Annotated in this window: 23 protein-coding genes; 9 read left to right on the top strand and 14 right to left on the bottom strand. The window is 71.5% G+C overall.

Annotation, left to right across the window (positions count from 1 at the left end):
* The first annotated feature begins 112 nt into the window (after positions 1-112).
* Together BN940_RS02085 and BN940_RS02080 are read left to right on the top strand one after the other, a co-directional pair.
* Complete coding sequence (locus tag BN940_RS02085; RefSeq protein ID WP_043679632.1) at positions 113-1012, top strand: MurR/RpiR family transcriptional regulator; 900 nt, start codon at positions 113-115, stop codon at positions 1010-1012.
* A gap of 95 nt (positions 1013-1107) precedes the next feature.
* A complete protein-coding gene (locus tag BN940_RS02080) occupies positions 1108-2142 on the top strand; it encodes a C45 family autoproteolytic acyltransferase/hydrolase (RefSeq protein WP_052355530.1) in 1035 nt (344 codons plus the stop codon).
* A gap of 101 nt (positions 2143-2243) precedes the next feature.
* Here the strand turns inward: BN940_RS02080 and BN940_RS02075 are convergent, their stop codons facing one another.
* The 8 genes from BN940_RS02075 to BN940_RS02040 form a co-directional block, all read right to left on the bottom strand.
* Positions 2244-2561 carry a c-type cytochrome gene (locus tag BN940_RS02075; RefSeq protein ID WP_052355529.1) on the bottom strand — a complete coding sequence of 106 codons (318 nt, stop codon included), beginning with the start codon at positions 2559-2561 and terminating at the stop codon, positions 2244-2246.
* 54 nt (positions 2562-2615) lie between these two features.
* A complete protein-coding gene (gene nirK / locus BN940_RS02070) occupies positions 2616-3680 on the bottom strand; it encodes a copper-containing nitrite reductase (RefSeq protein ID WP_198408285.1) in 1065 nt (354 codons plus the stop codon).
* Positions 3681-3898: 218 nt separating this feature from the next.
* Positions 3899-4768 (bottom strand): formylglycine-generating enzyme family protein, encoded by an 870-nt coding sequence (locus tag BN940_RS02065; RefSeq protein WP_052355528.1) that lies wholly within the window; start codon positions 4766-4768, stop codon positions 3899-3901.
* A gap of 84 nt (positions 4769-4852) precedes the next feature.
* Positions 4853-5671, bottom strand: a complete 819-nt coding sequence (locus BN940_RS02060; protein WP_043679626.1) for an enoyl-CoA hydratase — start codon at positions 5669-5671, stop codon at positions 4853-4855.
* Positions 5610-6344 carry a lipoyl(octanoyl) transferase LipB gene (lipB, locus tag BN940_RS02055; protein ID WP_084330793.1) on the bottom strand — a complete coding sequence of 245 codons (735 nt, stop codon included), beginning with the start codon at positions 6342-6344 and terminating at the stop codon, positions 5610-5612. Before lipB ends, BN940_RS02060 begins: the two co-directional genes overlap by 62 nt.
* Positions 6345-6426: 82 nt before the next feature.
* The gene (locus tag BN940_RS02050; protein WP_043679621.1) at positions 6427-6702 is read right to left on the bottom strand and encodes a DUF493 family protein; all 276 of its coding nucleotides are present in this window, start codon (positions 6700-6702) and stop codon (positions 6427-6429) included.
* 7 nt (positions 6703-6709) lie between these two features.
* Complete coding sequence (locus tag BN940_RS02045; protein ID WP_242404249.1) at positions 6710-7960, bottom strand: D-alanyl-D-alanine carboxypeptidase family protein; 1251 nt, start codon at positions 7958-7960, stop codon at positions 6710-6712.
* 307 nt (positions 7961-8267) lie between these two features.
* Positions 8268-8912 (bottom strand): alpha/beta hydrolase, encoded by a 645-nt coding sequence (locus tag BN940_RS02040; protein ID WP_043679619.1) that lies wholly within the window; start codon positions 8910-8912, stop codon positions 8268-8270.
* Between the two features lie 45 nt (positions 8913-8957).
* Here BN940_RS02040 and BN940_RS02035 point away from each other — a divergent pair, with 45 nt between their 5' ends.
* The 4 genes from BN940_RS02035 to galU are packed head-to-tail and all read left to right on the top strand — an operon-like array spanning position 8958 to position 11752.
* The gene (locus BN940_RS02035; RefSeq protein ID WP_043679617.1) at positions 8958-9830 is read left to right on the top strand and encodes a biotin--[acetyl-CoA-carboxylase] ligase; all 873 of its coding nucleotides are present in this window, start codon (positions 8958-8960) and stop codon (positions 9828-9830) included.
* A complete protein-coding gene (locus BN940_RS02030) occupies positions 9827-10678 on the top strand; it encodes a type III pantothenate kinase (protein ID WP_043679615.1) in 852 nt (283 codons plus the stop codon). The genes BN940_RS02035 and BN940_RS02030 overlap by 4 nt, the downstream gene beginning before the upstream one ends.
* 40 nt (positions 10679-10718) lie before the next feature.
* On the top strand, positions 10719-10892 hold the full coding sequence (locus BN940_RS19370) for a hypothetical protein (protein ID WP_170288551.1): 174 nt from the start codon (positions 10719-10721) through the stop codon (positions 10890-10892).
* Positions 10892-11752, top strand: a complete 861-nt coding sequence (galU, locus tag BN940_RS02025; protein ID WP_043679613.1) for a UTP--glucose-1-phosphate uridylyltransferase GalU — start codon at positions 10892-10894, stop codon at positions 11750-11752. Before BN940_RS19370 ends, galU begins: the two co-directional genes overlap by 1 nt.
* 8 nt (positions 11753-11760) lie before the next feature.
* On the opposite strand, the gene BN940_RS02020 is transcribed toward galU, so the two are convergent.
* Together BN940_RS02020 and waaC are read right to left on the bottom strand one after the other, a co-directional pair.
* The gene (locus tag BN940_RS02020) at positions 11761-13107 is read right to left on the bottom strand and encodes a 3-deoxy-D-manno-octulosonic acid transferase (RefSeq protein WP_323029389.1); all 1347 of its coding nucleotides are present in this window, start codon (positions 13105-13107) and stop codon (positions 11761-11763) included.
* A gap of 40 nt (positions 13108-13147) precedes the next feature.
* Positions 13148-14155, bottom strand: coding sequence for a lipopolysaccharide heptosyltransferase I (gene waaC / locus BN940_RS02015; protein ID WP_052355527.1), 1008 nt, complete (start codon positions 14153-14155; stop codon positions 13148-13150).
* 143 nt (positions 14156-14298) lie between these two features.
* Between waaC and BN940_RS02010 the strand changes: the two genes are divergently transcribed.
* Positions 14299-14820: a gamma carbonic anhydrase family protein gene (locus BN940_RS02010; protein WP_043679609.1), complete on the top strand. Its 522-nt coding sequence runs from the start codon at positions 14299-14301 to the stop codon at positions 14818-14820.
* 93 nt (positions 14821-14913) lie between these two features.
* Here BN940_RS02010 and BN940_RS02005 read toward each other — a convergent pair whose 3' ends face one another.
* From BN940_RS02005 to BN940_RS01990, 4 genes are all read right to left on the bottom strand, one after another.
* Complete coding sequence (locus BN940_RS02005; RefSeq protein ID WP_043679607.1) at positions 14914-15969, bottom strand: glycosyltransferase family 4 protein; 1056 nt, start codon at positions 15967-15969, stop codon at positions 14914-14916.
* A gap of 179 nt (positions 15970-16148) precedes the next feature.
* Positions 16149-17516 (bottom strand): bifunctional UDP-N-acetylglucosamine diphosphorylase/glucosamine-1-phosphate N-acetyltransferase GlmU, encoded by a 1368-nt coding sequence (glmU, locus tag BN940_RS02000; RefSeq protein WP_043679604.1) that lies wholly within the window; start codon positions 17514-17516, stop codon positions 16149-16151.
* Positions 17517-17641: 125 nt separating this feature from the next.
* Positions 17642-18247, bottom strand: coding sequence for a PhaM family polyhydroxyalkanoate granule multifunctional regulatory protein (locus tag BN940_RS19175; RefSeq protein WP_043679601.1), 606 nt, complete (start codon positions 18245-18247; stop codon positions 17642-17644).
* A gap of 38 nt (positions 18248-18285) precedes the next feature.
* Complete coding sequence (locus BN940_RS01990; RefSeq protein ID WP_242404248.1) at positions 18286-19158, bottom strand: NUDIX hydrolase; 873 nt, start codon at positions 19156-19158, stop codon at positions 18286-18288.
* A 507-nt stretch (positions 19159-19665) separates the two neighbouring features.
* Between BN940_RS01990 and coxB the strand changes: the two genes are divergently transcribed.
* Entirely contained in the window at positions 19666-20826 is a 1161-nt protein-coding gene (gene coxB / locus BN940_RS01985) for a cytochrome c oxidase subunit II (RefSeq protein WP_043679595.1), read from the top strand.
* A gap of 79 nt (positions 20827-20905) precedes the next feature.
* Positions 20906-22516, top strand: a complete 1611-nt coding sequence (gene ctaD, locus BN940_RS01980) for a cytochrome c oxidase subunit I (protein WP_043679592.1) — start codon at positions 20906-20908, stop codon at positions 22514-22516.
* Positions 22517-22519: the final 3 nt, after the last annotated feature.

Here is a 22519-nt window from a genome sequence, read left to right as displayed (position 1 = left end):
ACAACCCTCTTTTTGCCGCCGGGCCGTCCCAAGGCGAAACGCGTCCCTTCGAGCGGCATGCAGGCCGCGAGGCGGACGCGAGCCGAAGGCGCGGCGTGGCGGGCTTTCAACTATGTCGGCACCCCACTCGCTGGATGAACTCACCCGCCTCATCCAATCCCGCTATCCGGGCCTCAGCCCGCAGTTCCAGGCGGGCGCGCGCTACCTGATCGATCACCCCACGCAGGTCTCGACCCTGTCGGCGCGCAAGCTGGCCGCCCTGGCCGGCGTGCAGCCGGCCACGCTGGTGCGGCTGGCCCAGCACCTGGGCTACGCGGGCTGGGATGCCCTGAAGGCCGTCTTCACCCAGGAACTCCATCCGCCCGGCGCCTACGCGGCGCGCGCGCTGTCCCTGGTCCACCGCCCGGAATCCGAGCAGGCGTCCTGGCAGGCCGCCATCCACCGTCAGGTGCTCAACCTGCAGGCGCTGGAGCCCGTCAACCAGGCCGTCATGGCTCGGGCGGTGGCGCTGCTGGCCGACGCCGGACGCATCGTGGTCGCCGGATTCCGCTCCTGCTATCCGGCCGCCTTCAGCCTGCGCTACCTGTGCAGCCTGTTCCGTCCGGACGTGCACCTGCTGCACAACACCGGCGGCACCCTGAGCCTGGACACGCACCGCCTGCGGCCCGAGGACACCGTGGTGCTGATCGGCTATGCGCCCTACTCCCGCGAAATCATCGAGCTGGCCGAGGCGCTGCGCCACGGCGATCCCTCGAATCCCCCGGGACCGGAGGCCTCGCGGGGCTGCCGGGTGCTGGCCCTGTGCGACAGCCAGCTCGCCCCGATGGCGCTGCATGCCGACTGCGTGCTGACCTTCTCCACCCAGGGACATTCCTTTTTCCCGACCACCGTGGCGATCCAGGCGCTGGTGGAGATGCTGGCCCAGCAGCTGCTGGTCCGCCAGGGCGAGCCCGCCCTGGCCGAACTGGGCCGCACGGAAGCCCTGCTGCACGCCACCGGCGCCTACCGATGAACGATCGATGCCCGGCCACGAGCCGCTGTTGCGCCATCGCCGCACCGCTGAGCCACCACTGCGCGCCACCGGCGCCTACCGACGAACGATAAGAAATGAACGACACGACCGATTCCCGCCCGCTCGAACTGCTGCCGGTCGAGGCCCGCGGCGCCCACCGCGACGTCGGCCGCGCCCTGGGGCGCTGGGGGGCCGAGGCCTGCCACCGCCACCTGGTCCGCTCGGATGCCTGGGCGCAGATCATGGCCTGCCGCGACCGGCCGGAAGTCCCGGCCATGCGCGCGCTGCTGCGCCAGGCCTTTCCCTGGATCGAGGACGAATTGGCGGGCCTGGCCGAAGGCCTGGACCTGCCGCCCGACGAGGTCTTCCTGTGGAACTGCCGCGGCGACCTCTGGGCGCTGGCGCCCGACGGCTGCACCACGGTGCTGGCGCCGCGGCGCCTGAGCCACAACGAGGACGGCGACCCGGGCTTCGCCGGCGCCTGCGGCTTGGCCGAGGTGCGGCCGGCCGGCGCACCCGCCTTCGCGTCCTTCGTCTATCCGGGCTCGCTGCCCGGCCATACCTTCGCCGTCAACGAAGCCGGCCTGGCGATGACGGTCAACAACATCCGCGCCCGCCGGGCCGCGGCGGGCATGCCGCGCATGGTCCTGACCCGCGCCCTGCTGGCCGCCGGGTCGGTGGGGGAAGCGGTGTCGATCCTGCAGGCGCATGGCCGCATGGGGGCGTTCCACCTGGGCCTGGGACAGGCGGGCGAATCACAGACCTGGAGCGTGGAATTCAGCCAGGCGGCCGTATCCGTCCGCCCCGTGGCCCGCGCGCCGCTGCTCCACGCCAACCATGCCGTGCACCAGGCGCAGGAGGACCTGCCGCAAGTGATCACCGCCTCGTCGGCGCACCGCCAGGCGCGCGGCGAAGCCCTGCTGGCGCAGGGCGCGGACGCGCTGGCGATCCTGGCCGACACGGGCGACGCCGCCGAACCCATCCTGCGGCGGTCGCCCGGCGACACCGACCAGGAAAACACCCTGGCCACCGCCGACATCGACCTGAACGGAAACACGGCCCGCTGGGCCGTGTACGCTCCCGGCGCGGCCGAGCCGCATTACCGCTTCGAGGGATTGGACAGGACATAGGTCAGTCCCTGCGGACTGACCCATGCCTGGAGAATCCGAGCCGCTTGCAAGCGGCGAGGCGGGGAGATGCCGCAATCCGAAGCGGGCGCCTCGTGGGGGGCTTACTGCGCGCGGCTGACCATGTATTCCACGGCGGCGCGCAGGGTGGCGTCGTCGGCCTTGGTGCCGCCGCGGGCGGGCATGGCGCCCTTGCCGTGCAGCGCCACGTTCATCATTTCGTCCATGCCCTTGGCGATTAGCGGTGCCCAGGCCTGCTTGTTGCCCAGCTTGGGCGCGTTGGCCGCGCCGGTGCTGTGGCAGGCCACACACGCGCTCTTGTAGAGCTTCTCGCCGGTCTTCAGCGTTCCGGCGTCGGACGCCATCGACAGGGCCGGCAGCAGGGCCAGGGACAGGGCGGTGAGGCTCACGATCTTCAGCATTTTGTCTATCTCCGGAGTCGGGACGGCCGTCGGGGCCGCCCCGGGTACTGTGGTTTAGTTCTTGATGGCGCTGGGGGCCACGACCTGCTTCATCAGATCGTCGTTCCACTTGCCTTCGACCTTGACGTGGCCGGCGGCGCCCAGCTCGAACGCTTCGATCAGGTTGTGGTTGACGTAGGCGTAGATGCCGGGCTGCTTGAAGGTGTAGAGCGCCGCGCCGGCCGTGCCGCCCGGGATGAACCAGGTTTCCAGGTTGCGTTCGGGCTTGTTGATGAACTTGCCCGTGGCCCAGACGTAGTCGCCGTGACCACCGATCAGGTGGGGACGGGTGTCGCGGTTGGCCGAGGAGTGGATGAACAGCACGGTCTCGCCGACCTTGGCCGTCAGGGCACCCGCGCCGGTCAGCGCGCCCTTCTTGCCGTTGAACACGATGTGCGACGGGATCAGGCCGCGCATCACCTCGGTGGTGTCGCCGTAGCTTTCCAGGGCGGTGTCGTATTCCTTGTAATTGCCGTTCTCGTCCTTCGGGATGTACAGGTCGAATTCGCCGATGGTGTAGACCTTGTCGTAGTGCAGCGGCTTGCCGTCCTGGTCCTTCAGGCCGTCGCGCGGCAGCACCATCAGGGTGCCGCTCATGCCGGACACCACGTGCCAGGGCACCATGCCTTCGGGGGCGCAGTGGTAGATGAAGGTGCCGGTGCGGTCCGCCTTGAAGCGCAGCACGGTCTGCTCGCCCGGCTTGATCTTGGTCAGCGCGCCGCCGCCCAGGGCGCCGGTGGACGCGTGGAAGTCGATGTTGTGCTCCAGCGCGTTGGTGGCCGGGTTGATCAGGGTGAGCTGGACGTAGTCGCCCTCGTGCACCACCATGGTCGGACCGGGCATGGAGCCGTTGAAGGTCATGGCCTGCATCGTCGTGCCGTTCTCTTCGTCGATGACGATCTTCTTTTCCTCGATGGTCATCGTGAACTCGACCACGCGCGGCTTGGCCTTGGTCGCCTGTTCATGTTCCATCACATGGGGCGGCGCAACGAGCACGGGCTTGATGTGCTCCAGCTTGTCGGCGGGATCCGCCAGAGCGACGCCCCCGGCCAGCAAGGACGCCAGAGCGGTGGCGGCCATACACAGACGAAAAACCTTCATGTTCAACTCCCTGATTTGATGTGTCGTCTTGTTTCGACGTTGCCATCTTGTCATGGCCTGGGTTTACCCTCATTGCGCTGGATCAAGCCGGTTCAGGCGTCGTTCAGGTTTCGTGGAAAGTATTGACATGTCGCAAACATTTCCGGCGGCCAGGGGGGCGCCCCCGCTCCCGCGGGCCGCCGCGCCGGATGGCGCGCTCAGTCTTCCCGCACCAGGCGGAAGCCCAGGTTGGCCGGCGGCAGGCCGATGGAACAGGCGCCGTTGCGCGGATCGCGGATGAAGTCGGCCATGGCGGCGATGTGGGCGCCCGCCAGGATGCGCACGCCGCAGTTCTCGCGCGGCGCCAGGGGCAGCGCGCCCACGCTGTGGCTGGCGAAGCAGGTGTCGGTCCATTCCCAGACGTTGCCGCCCATGTCGCTCAGGCCCAGGGCGTTGACGCCGAAGTGGCCGAAGGGCTGGGTGGCCTTGATGCGGCCCCGGCTGCGGGCGATCTCGCGCTCGTACTCGGCCAGCCAGCGCACGGCGGGATCGGCGGGATCCGAAGGCAGGGCGCCTTCCTCGCGGTAGCGGTCGGCGGCGGCGCGCACCCACTCGGCGTAGACCGGCAGCCGCCAGCGCTGGCCGGTCTCGCGCGACAGCCAGGCCGCGTAGGCGGTGGCGTCGGCCCAGCTCACGCCCACGGCCGGCAGGTCGGGCGAATTCAGGTCCCGGAAGCCCTTGTCCAGGCGCTTGCAGGCGCCCGCCTGCACGCAGCGGGCGTATTCCGCCTGGCTGACCTGGCGGCGCATGATGGCCCGGCCCGGCTCGACCCGGCCCTGGACGCGCGGGGCGTCCACGGGCCGGCCCCGGTCGAGGAACTCGCCGGCCGCCTGGTAGGTGAATTCGCCGCTCGGAATGGCGACGACCTCGATGCCGGCGGAGGCGGCGGAAGCGGAAGCGGCGGAGGAAGCGGCCGCGGCGCCGGCCGCCGGGGTCATCCCCGCCGCGCAGGCCAGCATCGCGGCCAGCAGGCCGGCGCGCGCGGCGCGGCCCGGACGAGGATCGGGGGAAGATCGGGACTGCGGCATGAGGGGCTCCGTTTCGGACGACCCCTTCATTGGAACGCAGGAGCGGGCTCCCGCGCCTTGTGGTGCATCAATGAGAGGCCGACATCAGCGCCCGCGCCACTGCGGCGGGCGCTTCTGCATGAAGGCGTCGATGCCCTCGCCCACGTCCTCGGCCAGCATGTTCTCCGCCATGACGCCGGCGGCGTAGTCGTAGGCCTGGTCCAGCGGCAGGCCCAGCTGCCGGTAGACCATGGCCTTGCCGATGCGCACCGCCACCGGGCTTTTCGCCAGGATGGCGTCGACCAGCCCCTGCACGGCGCGGTCCAGCTCGGCATCGGGCACGGCGTGATTGACCAGGCCGCGCTCGGCGGCCTGACGGGCGCTGATGAACTGGCCCGTCACCAGCATCTCGAAGGCGTTCTTCAGAGGCACGTTGCGCGTCAGCGCCACGGCCGGCGTGGCGCAGAACAGGCCGACGTTGATGCCGGAGACGGCCAGGCGCGCGCTCTCGGCGGCCACCGCCAGATCGCAGCTGGCCACCAGCTGGCAGCCGGCGGCGGTCGCCGTGCCGTGGACCCGCGCGATGACCGGCACCGGGCAGCGCGCGATGGACTGCATCAGCCGGCCGCAGCGGCCGAACAGGTCGTTGTAGTAGTCCCGGTCGCCGGCATGGCCGCGCATCTGCTTCAGGTCGTGCCCCGCGCAGAAGGCACGGCCGTTGGCGGCGAGCACCACCACGCGCAGGCCGGTGTCGTCCCGGCAGGCGTCGAAGCGCGCCTGCAGCGCCGCCAGCATGTCCTCGGACAGCGCGTTGAACTGGTCGGGCCGGTTCAGCGTCAGCGTGAGCACGCCGTCGCGGCGTTCATCCAGCACCGGATCGTTCGAGGCGTTCGGGGCATCCGGGGCGTTCGAGGCTTGCGTCATGTGCGTCTCCTTGGTGGCCGGCGGCCGTCCAGGCCGCCGAAAAGATCTCCGCCAGCCGGTTCCCGGCCGCGGCCAGGTCGGCCTCGATGCCGCAGGCCCGCAGATCGACCGTCTGCAGGCCCTCGTAGCCGCAGGGATTGATGCCCAGGAAGGGATCGAGGTCCATGGCCACGTTCAGGGCCACGCCATGATAGGCGCGGCCGTTGCGGATCTTGACCCCCAGCGCGGCGATCTTGGCCAGGGCCTCGCCCCGGGGCCGCGCCAGCGCCGACTGGGGCACGTAGATGCCGGGGGCGCCGGGCTTGCGGCAGGCGCCCGCCACGCCCAGCTCGGCCAGCAGGTCGAGCACGGCCTGTTCGAGCAGGGAGACGAATTCCCGCACGAAGACGCCCTGGCGGCGCAGGTCCACCAGGGTGTAGAGCACGACCTGGCCCGGCCCGTGGTAGGTGACCTGCCCGCCCCGGTTGCAATGCACCACCGGAATGCCGTGGGGATTGAGGATGTGCTCCGGCTTGCCGGCCTGGCCCAGGGTGTAGACCGGCGCATGCTCGACCAGCCAGAGTTCGTCGGGCGTGCCGTCGCCGCGGGATTCGGTGAAGTCCTGCATGGCCTGCCAGACCGGCAGATAGGGGGCGGGACGGTCCAGCCAGCGCGTCCGCAGGGGCGTCTGCATGGACGCTGACACGGGCGCCGGCGAGAAGGGCGCCGGCACGCGCGTCTGCCCGGGTGCCTGCATGACCATGACCGGCCCGCGCCTAGAGCACCACGGACACCATCTCGTGCCCGTGCAGGGCGCGGTACAGGTCGTCCAGCTGCTCGCGCGAGGTGACACGCACCGTCAGGGTCAGGCCCAGGTAGTTGCCACTGGAACTGGGGCGGATCTCGATGGTGGCCGGGTCGAAGGCCGGATCGAAGCCCAGCACCACCTCGGTCATGGCGCGCGCGAAATCCTCATGCGCGCGCCCCATGACCTTGATCGGGAAATCGCAGGGATAGTCGATCAGGGAGTCTTCGGGACGGATCGGTTTCATGACACCATTATTCAAACATCAGGCGGATCTTGTCCAGCAGCCGGCCGAAGAACCCGGCCTCTTCCACCGAATGCAGCACCAGCAGCGGCCGCCGGTCCAGTTCCTTGCCGTCCAGGGTGATCACCAGCGTGCCGGCCTGCGCGCCCTCGGTCAGGGGCGCCATCAGCGGCTGGGTGTAGCGCGCCTCGGTCTTGATGTCCTCGGCGCGGCCGCGCGGCACCGTCACCCACAGCGCATCGGACAGGCCCAGCTCGGCGGTTTCGGTGGCGCCTTCCCAGACCCGCGCGGATACGGCCGGCTTGCCCTTGTCCAGCAGCTTGACCGTGTCGAAGTTCTTGAAGCTCCAGTTCAGCAGCTTCAGGCTGCTTTCGGTGCGGGCGGCGTCGCTGGCCGCGCCCACCAGCACCGACACGACGCGCCGGCCGTCGCGCAGCGCGGTGGCCACCAGGCAGTAGCCCGCGGACTGGGTGTGGCCGGTCTTCAGGCCATCGACGGTGGAGTCGGCCCACAGCAGGCGGTTGCGGTTGCTCTGCTTGATGTTGTTGTAGGTGAATTCCTTCTGGCTGTCGTAGTGCCGGTATTGCGGGAAGCGCTGGACCAGCGCCCGCGCCAGGATCGCCAGGTCCTCGACCGTGGTCATGTGGTCGGGATCGGGCAGGCCGGGGGCGTTGGTGAAGTGGGTGTGCTTCATGCCCAGGGCCTTGGCCTGCTGGTTCATGAGCGCGGCGAAGGCGGATTCGCTGCCGGCGACGGCCTCGGCCAGCGCCACGGTGGCGTCGTTGCCCGATTGCACCAGCATGCCCTGCAGCAGGTCGTCCACCGACACGTCCGTGTTCGGATTGATGAACATGCGCGAGCCTTCGGTCTTCCAGGCCTTTTCGGAGATGTGGACCTTCTGGTCGAGCTTCAGCCGGCCGTCTTCCAGGGCCTCGAAGATGACGTAGGCGGACATCAGCTTGGTGAGGGACGCGGGCTCGACGGCTTCCTGGGGATTCTGCGCGGCGATGACCTGGCCGCTGGTGGCGTCCAGGGTCAGCCAGGCCTTGGCGTTCAGGGACGGGGCGGGAATGTTGGACAGGCTGCTGACCATGTCGATGCCGGCCGGGGCCGCGGCCGAGGCCGGAGCCTGGGCGGATGCGGCCGCGGCGGCGGGCCCGGGCGCCACCTGCGACCAGGCCGCGCCGGACACCAGCAGCGAGCAGGCCAGCGCCAGGGGCGCCAGGCGGGAACGACGGAGGAGCGGCGGGAAGGCATTCATGGGCATGACGGCGGCAGGATGGGGAAGAAACGACAAGCGCCCATTATAGGCAGGGCGAAAATCCGCCACGGCCGCGCGGCTCGGCCAATTCGAGACAAAACGCAAGCAACTGAAACGACATGCCCCCGGGCGCGCCGGCGGCCAGCGGCGCGTTGTGCGGCCGCCCGGGCACCGCCGGACGAAACCGGGCGGCTGGAGGACGCGGCTGAGCGGCTGGAGGACGCGGCTGGGCGCCCGGCGGACGAGGCCGGACGGCTGGCGGATGCGGCGGCCCGGGACCGGGGAAGCGGGGATCGGGAAACCAGGCTCAGAGGCCGCGCAGCCCCGCCTGGACGATCTGGCGCAGGATCAGCAGCTTGCCGTGGAAGAAGTGGCCGGCATCCGGCACGACCGTCATGGGCAGCTGGTGCGCCCGGGCGAAGTCCATGCCTTCGGACAGGGGCACGACCTCGTCGTGCTCGCCGTGGATCATGAGCGTATCGGACGGCATCGACAGGGGGCGATGGCGGAAGCGCTCGACCGCGCAGCCGATCAGCATCAGGCGGGCCGGCAGCGGCAGGCCGCGGTCGGCCAGCTCGGCGTACAGCTGGGCGGCCACCGCCGAGCCGAAGGAAAAACCCGCCAGCACCCAGGGCCCGGCGGCCGCCTCGGGCCAGGCCTGGAAGACATGCTCGACGACGGCCGCCATGTCGGCCGTCTCGCCGATCGCGCGGTCGAACGCGCCCGCCGATGCGCCCACCCCGCGGAAGTTGGGGCGGATGGCGAGCAGCCCGTGCTGCACGCAGGCGCGCGACACCGTGGTGACGATCTTGTTGTCGCGGGTGCCGCCGTGCAGCGGGTGCGGATGCAGCACCAGCGCCCAGCCCGAGGGCGCGTCCTCCGGATGATCCACGGTGTACTCGATCAGGCCGGCCAGACCCTGGCATGTGGCTTGTTCTGTGCGTAAACTCATGGCTGCGCGGATTCTCCTGTCTGCTCCAGACCCCATTCTACCCATATGACCGGCCCCTCCCCCGATCCCGCCCGCGTCCTGCCGCCCCCCGGGGTCATGGCCGCGACCCTGCGCGAGATCCTGCCACAGTTCCGTCAGGTGGACTGGCTGGAACAGACCGGCTCGACCAACGCCGACCTGCTGGCGCTCGCGCGCCGCGACGGCGGGCCGCCGGACCGTCCCTGGCTGCTGGGCACGCACCTGCAATCCCAGGGGCGCGGGCGCGCCGGCCGCACCTGGCAGAACCGCATCGGCGCCAACCTGATGTTTTCCTGCGCCTTCGACGTCTTCCTGCCGGCGCGCCAGCTGCCGACGCTGGCCCCCCTGATCGGCATGGCCACCTGTCAGGCCCTGCGCACGCGCCTCGACGCCCGCCACCGCACGCGCCTGACCATGAAGTGGCCCAACGACCTGCTCTGGGACCAGGCCAAGCTGGCCGGCATCCTGATCGAGTCCACCCGCTCGGGCACCGCCCAGGCCGCCGACCACCACCTCATCATCATCGGCATGGGCCTGAACCTGGAGGACGCGCGCGCCCTCTCGCAATCGCTGGACCGGCGCATCGCGGACTGGGCCGAAATCGCGGCCGAGGACTCCGCCGCCGCGCACGCCACGGCCGCGGACCTAGCCGCCTGCGCCGCCCGCGCCTGGTACGACGCGCTGAACCACGCCACCGCGCGGGGCTTCGCCGACCTGCCCGCCCGCTACGCGGAAGTGGACGGCCTGGCGGGACGCATGCTGGACGTGCTCGACGACGGCCGCCTGCGCCACACGGGCGCGGCCTGCGGCATCGACGGCGACGGCCGCCTGCTGCTGCGCAACGCCGACGGCGTGCAGGCCATCTCGGTGGGCGAGATCTCCGTGCGGCTGCAGCGATGATCCTGCTGATCGACGCCGGCAACAGCCGGGTCAAGATCGCCTGGCTGGCGCCCGGCGAGTCCCGCCGCAGCGCCCCGCCCCTGGTCCTGGAACACGCGGAGCTGCCCGGCCTGGCCGCGCGCCTGGACTTCACGCCGCGGCGCATCCTGGGGTCCAACGTCGCCGGCGGCGCGGTGCGCGACGCCCTGGAACGGGCCTGCCGCGCCGCCTGGGACCTGCCCGTGCGCTGGCACGACACCCGCGACGGGCACGACCGGCTGCTGAACGGCTACCGCCAGCCGGCGCGGCTGGGGGCCGACCGCTGGCTGGGCCTCTTGGGCCTGCTGCAACACGTCGAGGACGAGCCGGCCTGGCGGGCGGGCGCCCCCTGCATCCTGGCCAGCTTCGGCACCGCCACCACGATCGACACCCTGGCCTGGCGGACGCAGGCCGGCGGCGGGCGGCGACCCGCCTTCATCGGCGGGCTGATCCTGCCGGGCGCCGCCCTGATGGCCCGCAGCCTGTCCCAGGGCACCGCCGACCTGCCCCTGGCCCGGGGCGAGCCCGTCGATTTCCCGACCGACACCGACGCCGCCATCGCCAGCGGCATCGCGGCCGCCCAGGCCGGCGCGCTGCTGCGCCAGCGGCGCCTGGCCGCCGAGGCCTGCTCCGGCGCACGGCCGCTGCTGTTCGTGAGCGGCGGCGACTGGCCGCGCGTCCAGGCGGAACTGCGGGCGGCGCTGGCGCGCATGGACCCGGACGCCGCGCCGCCGTGCCGGCTGGACAGCCCCGTCCTGGACGGCCTGGCCAGCCTGGCCCGCCCGCCGGCAGGGGCCGGCCCGGCCGCTGAACCTGCGGAGGACCGCTGATATACTGACCAGCGTTTCCGCATCTCATTTCCATCCACGCATGCGTTTCCTGCTGACACTCGCCGTCGTCGCCAACCTGGCGCTGCTGGCCTACGGACAGGGCTTCTTCGGTCCACCGCCGGCCGAGCAGGGGCGCACGCCCCGGCCGCTGTCGCAACGCAACCAGCAGGCCCTGATCCTGGGCGCACCCATCCCTCCCACCGCCACCCCCTGATGAAACCCATCCGCAAAGCCGTCTTTCCCGTCGCGGGCCTGGGCACCCGTTTTCTGCCGGCCACCAAGGCCATGCCCAAGGAAATGCTCCCCGTCATCGACAAGCCGCTGATCCAGTACGCCGTCGAGGAAGCCCTGGCCGCGGGCATCACGGAACTGATCTTCGTCACGGGCCGCCACAAGCGGGCCATCGAGGACCACTTCGACCGCATGCCCGAACTGGAGGCCGAGCTGGAAGCCAAGGGCAAGCAGGCCCTGCTGGAGACGATCAGCACGATCCTGCCGCCGCACGTCCACTGCATCTACACCCGCCAGGCCCAGCCGCTGGGCCTGGGCCACGCGGTCCTGTGCGCCGAGCCCATCGTCGGCAACGAACCCTTCGCCGTGCTGCTGGCCGACGACCTGCTGGACGCCGACACCTCCGTCACGCGCCAGCTGGTGGACGCCGCCCACCAGCACGACGGCAGCGTGCTCGCCATCCAGACCATCGACCCGGCCGACAGCCGCAAGTACGGCATGATCGCCGGCACGGCCATCGACGCGCGCAACACGCGGGTGGAACGCATCGTGGAAAAGCCCGCCCCGCAGGACGCGCCCTCGAACCAGGCCGTCGTCGGCCGGTACGTCCTGGAACCGGAAATCTTCGATCACCTGCGCCACACCCAGGCCGGCGTGGGCCGCGAGATCCAGCTCACGGACGCGATCGCCGAGCTGCTGAAGCAGCGCCGCGTGCTGGCCCACCGCTACGAAGGGGTCCGCTACGACTGCGGCTGCAAGGAAGGCTTCTTCCAGGCGACGCTGGCGCTGGGCCGGAAATACCACGGCCTGATGCCGGCCCGTCTGCCCGACGCGGATTCCTGATCCGGACCTCAGGCGCCGGGCGGGCGCCGCGGCGGGCGCGCCAGCAGGTCCTCGATGCCGTCCACCACGCGCGTCACCGCGCCGGCATGCTGCCGGACCCAGTCGCGCGCGGCCTCGCCCACGCGGTGCAGGGCGGCCGGATCGTCCAGCCACCGCAGGGCCTGGCGCACGGCCTGGGCCGGATCGGCCGCCCGGGCGATGGCGCCGGCGGCCAGCGCGTCGGCCACCGCCTGCTCGAAATGGGCCGTGTGCGGCCCCACCAGGACCGGCCGGCCCTGGGCGCTGGCCTCGATGAAGTTCTGCCCCCCCAGCGGCGCGAAACTGCCGCCCACGATCGCCACCTGGGCGCAGGCGTAGTACCAGGCCATCTCGCCCAGCGTGTCGCCCAGGATCACGGCGGCGTCCCGGCAGGCCTCGACGGCCGTGCTGCCGCCGTCGCCGAGTTCCAGCAGGCGGCTGCGCCGCACATGGGGCAGGCCCGCGGCCCGCAGCAGCCCGGCGGCGGCCTCGAAGCGCTCCGGATGGCGCGGCACCAGGATGAACAGCAGCGGCCGGCCGCAGTCTTCGCCGCGGGCGCGCCGCTGCTCGATCTCGCGCCGGATGGCCTCGACGAAGGGCGCGTCCTCGCCCTCGCGCGTGCTGGCGATGACCACGATGCGCCGGCCCAGCCGGGCGGCGAAGTCCGCGCCCCGGTCCATGCGCTCGCGGTCGAGCCGCAGGTCGAACTTGAAATTGCCCGACACGGCGACCTGCCGCGCGCCGGCGCGCTCCAGCCGCCGGGCGTCGGCCAGCGACTGGGCGTAGGTGCGCGTCAGCGCGCCGTAGGCGGGCCGCAGCAGCGCGCCCAGCCGCAGCGTGACGCGCAGCGAGGCCGCCGACATGCGGGCGCTGGCCAGCACCAGCGGCACCTCGGCGCGCGCGGCGGCATGCACCAGATTGGGCCAGACCTCGCGCTCGATCAGCACGCCGACCGCCGGGCGGTAATGGCGCAGGAAGCGGCGCGCCGCCCCGGGAAAATCGTAGGGCAGCCAGGCCTGGCGCAGCCGGCCGTCGGCCAGCTCCGCCGCGTAGACGCGCCCGCCCTCGGCCCAGCCGGTGGCCGTCAGGTGCGTCAGCAGCACCCGGTGGCCGCGATCCAGCAGCGCCCGGATCAGCGGGTGGGCGGCCCGGGTCTCGCCCAGGCTGACCGCATGGACCCAGACGGCGCCGGGATCGCGCGCGGCGCCCGGGTAGCAGCCGAAGCGCGCCGCGCCCAGCACCGACCAGCGGCCGCCGGCGCGGCGGGCGCGCAGGGCCATCCAGGCCAGCAGCAGGGGCGACAGGATGCGCAGCAGCAGGGAATAGAGCGCGCGCATCACGCGCTCCCGCGCGGCCGGGCCGCGGCCGGCACGCCGCTCACCCGGCCCCGCCCATCGGGGCGGGGGAATCCGCGCGGGGCGGGTCGGCCCGGGCCTCGTCCAGGGCCTCGGCGATGGCGGCCCGCACGCGGCCGGCGTCGGGCGCCTGGCCGCGTTCGCCCAGGCTGGCGGTGTAGGCCGGCCCCTGCAGCGGCGTGCGCACCGGGGTCGAGGCCTTGTAGATGCCGATGGTCGGGCGGCCCAGGCCGGCGCTCAGGTGCGTCAGGCCGCTGTCCAGGCCCACCATGATCCGCGCCCGGGCGAGCTGGTCCGCCACCTGGCGCAGGCCCATGCGCGGCAGGACGGCCGCGTCCGCCCGTCCGCGGATCAGCGCCTGCGCGCGCGCCTGCTCGGCCTCGTTGCCGGCCAGCAGCCGCAGCGCCAGGCCGCGCCCCTGCAGGTCGTCGAAGACCTGCCGCCAGTCGGCGTCGGGCCAGAGCTTGTCGTCGCGGCTGGCCGACGGCATGATGAGGGCGGCCGGCTCGATCGCCACGCCGTCGGTCAGGGCGTGCAGGCCGAAATCCGGCGGCCCTTCGACCGCGTAGCCGAACGCGGCCGCCGCCAGCGCCCGCTGGCGGACGATGGCCGGCTGCCAGAATTCCACCCGGTGGCGCACGTCGTAGAACAGCGAGGCCAGCGGCTCGCGCGCGGACTTCCAGTCCAGGCCGTGGCGCACGCCGCGCGTCTGGCGGACCAGCCAGATGGATTTCATCAGGGCCTGCATGTCCAGCACGACGTCGTAGCGGCGCGCGCCCAGGGTGGCGCGCAGGGCCGCGCGCTCGCGCCGGGTGTCGGCCGCCCACCAGTGCCTGCGCCAGCGCCGGTGCGCCACCGGGATGACTTCGTGCACGGCCGGGTGCCAGGACGGGATTTCGGCGAAGGCTTCCTCGGCCAGCCAGTCGATCGACGCATCCGGCACGTGCCGGGCGATGTCGCTGATGGCGGGCAGCATGTGCACCAGGTCCCCGAGCGAGGACGTGCGTACGATGAGGATGCGGGTCGTCATGGCGCGATTATAGGGCCGCCCATGACGCCGGACGGGCGCGCCGCGCGGGCGTGCTACGATCGGCACACACCCCGCCGCCCGCGCCGGCCCGGCCCCTCGACGGCCGGGCGCGCGCGCCGCGCGGCCCGCCCGGAGACCACCCGATGACCTGTTACGCCCTGGGGGACCTGACCCCGCACATCGACCCGTCCGCCTTCGTGGCGGCCGAAGCCACCCTGATCGGCGCCGTCACGCTGGGGGCCGGCGCCAGCGTCTGGCCCGGCGCCGCGATCCGCGCCGACAACGAGCCCATCGCCATCGGCGAGAACAGCAACGTCCAGGAGGGCGCCGTGCTGCACGTGGACGCCGGCAGGCCGCTGCGCATCGGCCGCAACGTCACCGTGGGCCACCAGGCCATGCTGCACGGCTGCACGGTGGAGGACGGCGCGCTGATCGGCATCCAGGCCGTGGTCCTGAACGGCGCCGTGATCGGCCGCCACAGCCTGGTCGGCGCCGGCGCCCTGGTCACCGAAGGCAAGACCTTCCCGGAACGGTCGCTGATCCTGGGGGCGCCGGCCAAGGCGGTGCGCACCCTCAGCGACGAGGAAGTCGCCAATCTGGCGGAAAGCGCGCGCAGCTACGCCGAGCGCGCGCAGCAGTACCGCGAGACGCTGCGGCCGCTGTAGCGGCCGGTGCGGGCAGGCGCAGCCGGCCCGGCCCGACGGCCCTGCGGGGCCATCCCCCTCCGGAGGCGAAGGACGCCACGGTGGCGCAGGGCGCTACGCCCGCTGCAGCGCGCGATACAGGCTTTCGTAGCGCGCCACCATGGCGGGCACGGCGTATTCCCGCGCCGCCCTCTCCCGCGCCCGCCCGCCCATGGCCCGGGCGGCCTGGGGATGGTCCAGCACCCAGGCGATGCGGCGCGCCAGGGCCGCGGCGTCGCCCGCCGGGACCAGCAGCCCGCAGTCGGGCGCCAGGATCTCGCGGTGCCCGCCGACGTCCGTGGCCACCACCGGCAGGCCGGCCAGGCAGGCGTCCAGCACGCTGGTGCCCAGCGCCTCGAAGCGCGAACTGCTGACGTAGGCCTCGGCCAGCGCCAGCGCATCGGCCACCTGCGGCAGAAAGCCCGCGAACCGGTAGTGATCCTCCAGGCCCAGTTCCGCCACGCGCGCGCGCGCCGCGTCGGCGGCCGCGCCGTCGGCGCCGCAGTGCAGGCACAGCACGTCCGGATGATCGCGGCGCAGCAGGGCGACCGCCTCGATCAGGGTGAGCGGATCCTTTTCCGGGCTGAGCGCCGCCGCCGTGGCCAGCACGCGGCGGCCCTCCAGGCCGAAGCGCGTCCGCAGCGCGCGCATCCCGCCGGGGTCGGCCGGCGCGGCCTCGACCGCGCTGGGGATGACGGTCACGGCCAGGCCCAGCGCCCGGGGCGCCGCCGCCGCGGCCTCGCTGATCGCCACCAGCGCGTCGGCGCGCGCCCATTTCCAGCGGTGGCGGCCCGCCGCTCCCGGATCGTCGAACGCCGTGCGGCGCGTGAACACCAGGGCGGCGCGCAGCACCGGCCGCAGCGCCGCCAGCAGGCTCATGGCCTGGGCCGTCTGCGCGTGCAGCACGTCGTAGCGCCAGCCTGCCGTCAGCAGCACGCGCGCCAGGCCCAGGGCACCGCGGCAGGCGTGCACCGGAATGCCCTCGGCGGCGGCGCGCTCGGCCAGCGGGCCGCCCGCGCGCGCCGCCAGCGCGGCCTCGTGGCCGCCCGCGCGCAGCCCGCGCAGGGTCAGCAGGGTCTGGCGTTCGCCGCCCCGCCAGCCCTTTTCCATGTTCAGATGCAGAATGCGCATGACGGTCCCCGTCTAGTGTCCCGTTCGATTCGGATGCCCGGGATGAGTCTGGACGCCGCGCAGTCCCTGCGGACTGCCCGGCGCCTGACGAATCGGAGCGGCATGCAGGCCGCGACGTGGAGAGATGCCACGCTTTGAACATGGCACCGGCATGGCGGGCCCAGGCGCCGAATCCAGGCTCAAGACTTCCGCGTCGGCCGCTTCCAGCCCGGCACGGACTGCTGCCGCGCCCGCGACAGGGTGAGCTCGCCCGCGGGCGCATCGCGCGTCAGCGTCGTGCCCGCGCCCAACGTGGCGCCCTTGCCCACCCGCACCGGCGCGATCAGCTGGGTGTCCGAACCGATGAAGGCGTCGTCCTCGATCACGGTCTGGAACTTGTTGACGCCGTCGTAGTTGCAGGTGATCGTGCCCGCGCCGACGTTGACGCGCTCGCCGATCTCGGCATCGCCCAGGTAGGCCAGGTGGTTGGCCTTCGATCCCCGGCCCAGGCGGGTCTTCTTCAGTTCGACGAAATTGCCCACGTGGGCGTCCGGGCCGATGTCGGCCCCCGGCCGCAGGCGGGCGTAGGGTCCGATGCGGGCCGCCTCGGCCACCCGCGCGCCCTCGACGTGGGTGTAGGCGTCCAGCGTGGTGCCCGCGCCGATGCGCGCGTCGCGGATCACGCAATGCGGCCCGATGCGCACGCCGTCGGCCAGGTGCACCTCGCCCTCGAAGACGCAGCCCACGTCGATGAAGACGTCGCGTCCGCACGCCAGCGAGCCGCGCAGGTCGAAGCGGGCCGGATCCGCCAGGGTGACGCCCTGCTCCAGCAGCACGCGCGCCTGCTCGCCCTGCCAGATGCGTTCGAGCTGGGCCTGCTGGACGCGGCTGTTGACCCCCAGGGTCTCCCAGCCCGCCGAGGGCTGGGCGTGCGACACGGGCACGCCGTCGGCGACGGCCAGGCCGACGACGTCGGTCAGATAGTATTCGCCCTGGGCGTTGCGGTTGTCGATCCGCCCCAGCCAGTCGCGCAGCGCCGCCGTGGGCGCGGCCAGGATGCCGGTGTTGACCTCGCGGATGGCGAGTTCGTCGGGGCGGGCGTCCTTGTGCTCGACGATGCGGCGGATGCGGCCCTCGCCGTCGCGCACGATGCGCCCGTAGCCGGCGGGATCGGCCAGAGTCTCGGTCAGCAGCGCCAGGCCTTCGCCGCGCGCCTGAAGCAGCGCGCGCAGGGTGTCCGCGCGCACCAGCGGCACGTCGCCGTAGAGCACCAGGCTGACGTCGTCCGCGCCGCCTTCCAGCAGCTGCGGCAGGGCCTGCATCACGGCGTGGCCGGTGCCCAGCTGGGGCTGCTGCAGGGCGAAGCACAGGTCCTGCCCCGCGAAGGCCGCCTGGACCCGCTCGGCGCCGTGGCCGGTGACGACCACGATCCGGTCGGGCGAGAGGGCGCGCGCCGAATCCAGGACGTGGGCCAGCATGGGCCGGCCGGCGATCGGATGCAGGACCTTGGGCAGGTCGGACTGCATGCGCTTGCCCAGGCCGGCGGCCAGAATGATGATGTTCAGCATGAAAGGACGCGTGGGTGTGGAGACAGGGATGGAAACGGGGATGAAAACGGAGCCGGAATCGGACGGGGAGCCGGCGGGCCGGCCGCGCGGGCCGGGCGGGTCCGGGGGATGAAGCGGGCCGGGTCCTAGGCGCGCGTCCGCCGGGCGGTCTTCTTGGCCGCGGATTTCCCGGCCGGCGCCTTGCGCGCCGCGGCGGCCGGCTTCTTGCGGGCCGGGGCGCGCTGGGCGGCGGGGGCGGCCGCCTGCTCGGCGGATTCGGCCATGCCCTGCAGGCCGGCGGCGGTCGCGCTCGCCAGATGCTCGAACTGCTGCTGGACCATGTTCCACCAGTCGCCCGCCGCGCGGGCGTATTCCGCCCCGGCCGCGCCGGCCGCGTCCGCCGCATCGGCGGAGCCGGCGGACGCCGCCTCCGCGCCCGCGAAGGCGCCGCCGGCGAAGGATTTCAGGGTCTTCAGGGTGCTGCGCTGGATTTCCAGGCCCTGGATGGTGTTGGCCAGCATAGTGGCGTTCAGTTGCAGCCAGTTCTGCACCGTCTGCAGCTCGCGGATGCGCCGTTCGAGGTCTTCCAGCGACATCGGCGTCAGCTGAGCGGCGTCCAGGCCGCCGGCGCCCGCCATGTTCTGCCAGGCCTGGCGCATCATGTCCAGGCCGGCGAACAGCGGATTGCGGGCGGCCTCGCCCTGCTGGCCGAAACCGGGCAGCACGAAGGGATTGGTGGATTCTTGCGCCATGATGGATTGCCTCCGCCGGCACCATGCCGGAATTGATATTAGGGGGTCGCCCCGCCGGACGCGGCCCGCAGGCGGTGCCGCAGCGAATCCAGGATGGCCAGTTCCGCTTCCAGCGTGAAGGCGCCATGGGTGATCATATCCCACAGCTCCGGCATCGCCAGGCAGCGGAATTCCAGGACCTCGCCGTCCAGGTTCCGGGGCGCGGCGCCCGCCTCCAGCACGCAATCGCTGAGCAGCACGTTTTCGACCTGGTAGCCGTCGTCCAGGCGGCGGTGCATGCGCAGCACCATGCGCAGCGGCCCGTGCGCCGCCACGGCCACGGCCGGCAGGCCGGCTTCTTCGAGGGTTTCGCGCAGCAGCGCGGATTCGGGGTCCTCGCCGGCGGCGACCAGGCCGCCCGCCAGGGTGTCCCACAGGCCGGGATCGGTGGATTTGTCGAGGGCGCGGCGCGCCACCCACAGGCATCCGTCGGGCGACCAGCCGTTCAGGTGGACGGCCTGGGTCAGCAGGCCCAGGGGCCGCACGGCGCCGCGCTCGATGCGCCCCAGCGGGCGGCCTTCGGCCATGACGTCCAGCAGTTCGTCGCGCCAGGCGCGAATGCAGCCCGCGTCCCGCAGGGCGAGCGCCACGCCGCGCAGCACGGCGTCCAGGCCCAGCCGCGCGGCGGGCGCGGCGGTGAAATGCACGGCTTCGGGCTCGACCCGCACGCCGGGCAGGCCCGCGACGGCCGCCAGCGCGGCCGGACCGATCCAGCCGCCGACCCGCCCCGCGATGGTGGCCGGCCGGGCGCCCGCGGGCGGGAGCTGCTGGGCGCGGCGGACCAGGCGCGCATTGCGCGCCTGGAGGTCGTTCAAGGCGAAGACCGCTGCAGTGGAATCCATCCGCGCATTGTAGTGGATGAGTCCGGACACGGGGCAGTCCCTGCGGACTGCCTCGTGCCGGACGAATCCGAGCGGCGTGCAAGCCGCGAGGTGGATGAACCCGGACGTTGGACAGTCCACTGCGGACTGTCCAATGCCTGGTGAATCCGAGCGGCGTGCAAGCCGCGAGGTGGATGAACCCGGACGTTGGACAGTCCACTGCGGACTGTCCAATGCCTGGTGAATCGGAGCGGCGGCACGCCGCGAGGTGGAGGGATGCCACGGCTGGAGATGCCTCCAAGCCTGACGAATCTGCGAATCCTCGCACGGCGGAGATTGGTGGAAACCCGGAAAAGCCGGCGGGCGGAGCACGGCCCAGCCTGTACAAGCCCCGGCCAGTGGCTATAATCCCTTCAGGCTTATAAGGATACCCAGTTTGCCGCGGTGCATTGTACGGCTTGGCGATCCAGCCATGTGTGCGGGATCGGCTCGTTCTCTCGCCTTTCTTTGACGAAGATCAACCGACCCTGAAAAATACACGCCAACCAAAGGGACAACATGAAGATGGTCAGAGGGTCGTTGGGCATGGTCGCGCTGTCGTGGGCGACAGTCGCCGGGGCACAGGTTCAGGACATGCCGGGAGGTCCGGCGGTCAACCAGCTGAACCTCCACACCGGGGTCACGCCCATCGCGCGGGAAATCTATTCCCTGCACTGGATGATGCTGGTCATCTGTACGCTGATCTTCATCGGCGTGTTCGGCGTGATGCTGTATTCCATCATCCGCCACCGCAAGGACAAGGGCCACAAGGCCGCCAAGTTCGAGGAGCACCTCGGCCTGGAACTCACCTGGACGGTGATCCCCTTCCTGATCATCGTCGGCATGGCCATCCCGGCCACCCGCACCGTGGTCGCCATGAAGGACACCACCAGCGCCGACCTCACCGTCAAGGCCACCGGCTACCAGTGGAAGTGGGGGTATGAATACCTCGACGGCCCGGCGACGGGGGTGCGCTTCCTGTCGAACCTGTCCACGCCGCAGGACCAGATCGACGGCAAGGCGCCCATCGGCAACACCTACCTGATGGAAGTCGATCATCCCCTGGTGGTGCCGGTCAACCAGAAGGTCCGCGTCGTGCTGACGGCCGCCGACGTCATCCACGCCTGGATGGTGCCCGAACTGGGCGTCAAGCAGGACGCCATCCCCGGCTTCCTGCGCGACACCTGGTTCCGCGCCGAGAAGCCCGGCATCTACCGCGGCCAGTGCGCCGAACTCTGCGGCAAGAACCACGCCTACATGCCCATCGTGGTCGAGGTGAAGTCCCAGGAAGACTACGCCCAGTGGGCCGCGCAGCAGAAAACCGCCATGGCGGCCGCCGCCGAGGACCCGAACAAGACCTGGTCCAAGGACGAGCTGATCGCCAAGGGCAAGGAAGTCTTCTCCACCACCTGCGTGGCCTGCCACCAGGCCAACGGCCAGGGCATCCCGGGCACCTTCCCGGCCCTGAACGGAGACGTCAAATTCGTGCTGGCGCCGATGAAAGGCCAGATCGAGACGGTGCTGAACGGGCATCCGGGCACGGCGATGGCCGCCTTCCGCGACCAGCTCAGCGACACCCAGATCGCCGCGGTCATCACCTACACGCGCAACGCCTGGGACAACGCCGGCAAGGGCCCCGACCCCGTCGTGCAGCCCTCCGACGTCAAGGCGCTGCGCTGATCCGGACAACCCAACGGCGAATTCACAGAGTTTTCCTCGCGCCGCCCGGAAGGCGGCGCGCCCCAGGAAGGAGGCATTCATGAGCAGCGTCACGGTCGATCACATCCCGCCCCACACCGGGCATGACGAACACGCCCACCACGTCCCGCAGGGCTGGCGGCGCTGGGTGTTCGCAACGAATCACAAGGACATCGGCACGATGTACCTGATCTTCTCGTTCTGCATGCTGCTGGAGGGCGGCACGCTGGCCCTGCTGCTGCGCACGGAACTGTTCGAGCCCGGCATCCAGTTCTTCCAGCCCGAGCTGTTCAACCAGTTCACCACCATGCACGGGCTGATCATGATCTTCGGCGCGATCATGCCCGCCTTCGTGGGCTTCGCCAACTGGATGATCCCGCTGCAGATCGGCGCCTCGGACATGGCGTTCGCGCGCATGAACAACTTCAGCTTCTGGCTGCTGCCGGTGGGCGCGATCCTGCTGACGATGTCGTTCTTCGTGCCGGGCGGGGCCAACGCCTCGGGCTGGACCATGTACGCGCCGCTGTCGCTGCAGATGGGCCCGGGCATGGACTTCGCCATCTTCGCCGTGCACATCCTGGGCGCGTCGTCCATCATGGGCGCGATCAACATCATCGTCACCATCCTGAACATGCGCGCGCCGGGCATGAGCCTGATGAAGATGCCGCTGTTCTGCTGGTCCTGGCTGGTCACCGCCTACCTGCTGCTGGCCGTGATGCCGGTGCTGGCCGCCGCCGTCACCATGCTGCTCACCGACCGCCACTTCGGCACGCACTTCTTCAACGCGGCGGGCGGCGGCGACCCGGTGCTGTACCAGCACGTGTTCTGGTTCTTCGGCCACCCCGAGGTCTACATCATGATCCTGCCGGCCTTCGGCATCGTGTCGCAGATCATCCCCACCTTCGCCCGCAAGCGCCTGTTCGGCTACGCATCGATGGTGTACGCCATCTGCGCCATCGCCATCCTGTCCTTCCTGGTGTGGGCGCACCACATGTTCACCACCGGCATGCCGGTCACCGCGCAGCTGTTCTTCATGTACGGCACGATGCTGATCTCCATCCCCACGGGGGTCAAGGTCTTCAACTGGACGGCCACCATGTGGCGCGGCTCCATGAGCTTCGAGACGCCCATGCTGTGGGCCATCGGCTTCATCTTCGTGTTCACCATCGGCGGCTTCACCGGGCTGGTGGTGGCGGTCGCGCCGATCGACATCCAGGTGCAGGACACCTACTACGTGGTGGCGCACTTCCACTACGTGCTGGTGGCCGGCTCGCTGTTCGCCCTGTTCGGCGCCACCTACTACTGGCTGCCGAAGTGGTGCGGCCACATGTACGACGAGCGCCTGGGCAAGTGGCACTTCTGGATGACGATGATCTCGTTCAACATCACTTTCTTCCCGATGCACTTCCTCGGCCTGGCCGGCATGCCGCGCCGCTACGCGGACTACGCCGCCCAGTTCACCGATTTCCACCAGATCGCCACGATCGGCGCCTACTGGTTCGGCCTGTCGCAGCTGCTGTTCGCCTACGTCGTGATCAAGGCGGTGCGCGGCAACGGCGCCCGGGTGGCGGCCAACCCCTGGGAAGGCGCCGAAGGCCTGGAATGGACGGTGCCCTCGCCCGCGCCCCACCATACCTTCGTCACGCCGCCGGTATTCGAGGCCGGCCGCTGAGAG

It is taken from the genome of Castellaniella defragrans 65Phen (assembly GCF_000612685.1).
Lineage (GTDB): Bacteria > Pseudomonadota > Gammaproteobacteria > Burkholderiales > Burkholderiaceae_B > Castellaniella > Castellaniella defragrans.
The sequence above is the reverse complement of the archived record's forward strand: the minus strand, read 5'-3'. Positions and strand labels throughout refer to the sequence as shown.

Coding starts and splice junctions, on each gene's coding strand:
- waaC (WP_052355527.1), bottom strand. CDS start 14,155: ATGACGACCCGCATCCTCATCGTACGCACGTCCTCGCTCGGGGACCTG.
- BN940_RS02060 (WP_043679626.1), bottom strand. CDS start 5,671: ATGACGCAAGCCTCGAACGCCCCGGATGCCCCGAACGCCTCGAACGAT.
- galU (WP_043679613.1), top strand. CDS start 10,892: ATGAAACCCATCCGCAAAGCCGTCTTTCCCGTCGCGGGCCTGGGCACC.
- BN940_RS19370 (WP_170288551.1), top strand. CDS start 10,719: ATGCGTTTCCTGCTGACACTCGCCGTCGTCGCCAACCTGGCGCTGCTG.
- BN940_RS19175 (WP_043679601.1), bottom strand. CDS start 18,247: ATGGCGCAAGAATCCACCAATCCCTTCGTGCTGCCCGGTTTCGGCCAG.
- coxB (WP_043679595.1), top strand. CDS start 19,666: ATGAAGATGGTCAGAGGGTCGTTGGGCATGGTCGCGCTGTCGTGGGCG.
- BN940_RS02030 (WP_043679615.1), top strand. CDS start 9,827: ATGATCCTGCTGATCGACGCCGGCAACAGCCGGGTCAAGATCGCCTGG.
- BN940_RS02065 (WP_052355528.1), bottom strand. CDS start 4,768: ATGCCGCAGTCCCGATCTTCCCCCGATCCTCGTCCGGGCCGCGCCGCG.
- BN940_RS02035 (WP_043679617.1), top strand. CDS start 8,958: ATGACCGGCCCCTCCCCCGATCCCGCCCGCGTCCTGCCGCCCCCCGGG.
- ctaD (WP_043679592.1), top strand. CDS start 20,906: ATGAGCAGCGTCACGGTCGATCACATCCCGCCCCACACCGGGCATGAC.
- BN940_RS02080 (WP_052355530.1), top strand. CDS start 1,108: ATGAACGACACGACCGATTCCCGCCCGCTCGAACTGCTGCCGGTCGAG.
- lipB (WP_084330793.1), bottom strand. CDS start 6,344: ATGCAGACGCCCCTGCGGACGCGCTGGCTGGACCGTCCCGCCCCCTAT.
- BN940_RS02040 (WP_043679619.1), bottom strand. CDS start 8,912: ATGAGTTTACGCACAGAACAAGCCACATGCCAGGGTCTGGCCGGCCTG.
- BN940_RS02085 (WP_043679632.1), top strand. CDS start 113: ATGTCGGCACCCCACTCGCTGGATGAACTCACCCGCCTCATCCAATCC.
- nirK (WP_198408285.1), bottom strand. CDS start 3,680: ATGGCCGCCACCGCTCTGGCGTCCTTGCTGGCCGGGGGCGTCGCTCTG.
- BN940_RS02005 (WP_043679607.1), bottom strand. CDS start 15,969: ATGCGCATTCTGCATCTGAACATGGAAAAGGGCTGGCGGGGCGGCGAA.
- glmU (WP_043679604.1), bottom strand. CDS start 17,516: ATGCTGAACATCATCATTCTGGCCGCCGGCCTGGGCAAGCGCATGCAG.
- BN940_RS02075 (WP_052355529.1), bottom strand. CDS start 2,561: ATGCTGAAGATCGTGAGCCTCACCGCCCTGTCCCTGGCCCTGCTGCCG.
- BN940_RS02010 (WP_043679609.1), top strand. CDS start 14,299: ATGACCTGTTACGCCCTGGGGGACCTGACCCCGCACATCGACCCGTCC.
- BN940_RS02020 (WP_323029389.1), bottom strand. CDS start 13,107: ATGCGCGCGCTCTATTCCCTGCTGCTGCGCATCCTGTCGCCCCTGCTG.
- BN940_RS02045 (WP_242404249.1), bottom strand. CDS start 7,960: ATGAATGCCTTCCCGCCGCTCCTCCGTCGTTCCCGCCTGGCGCCCCTG.
- BN940_RS02050 (WP_043679621.1), bottom strand. CDS start 6,702: ATGAAACCGATCCGTCCCGAAGACTCCCTGATCGACTATCCCTGCGAT.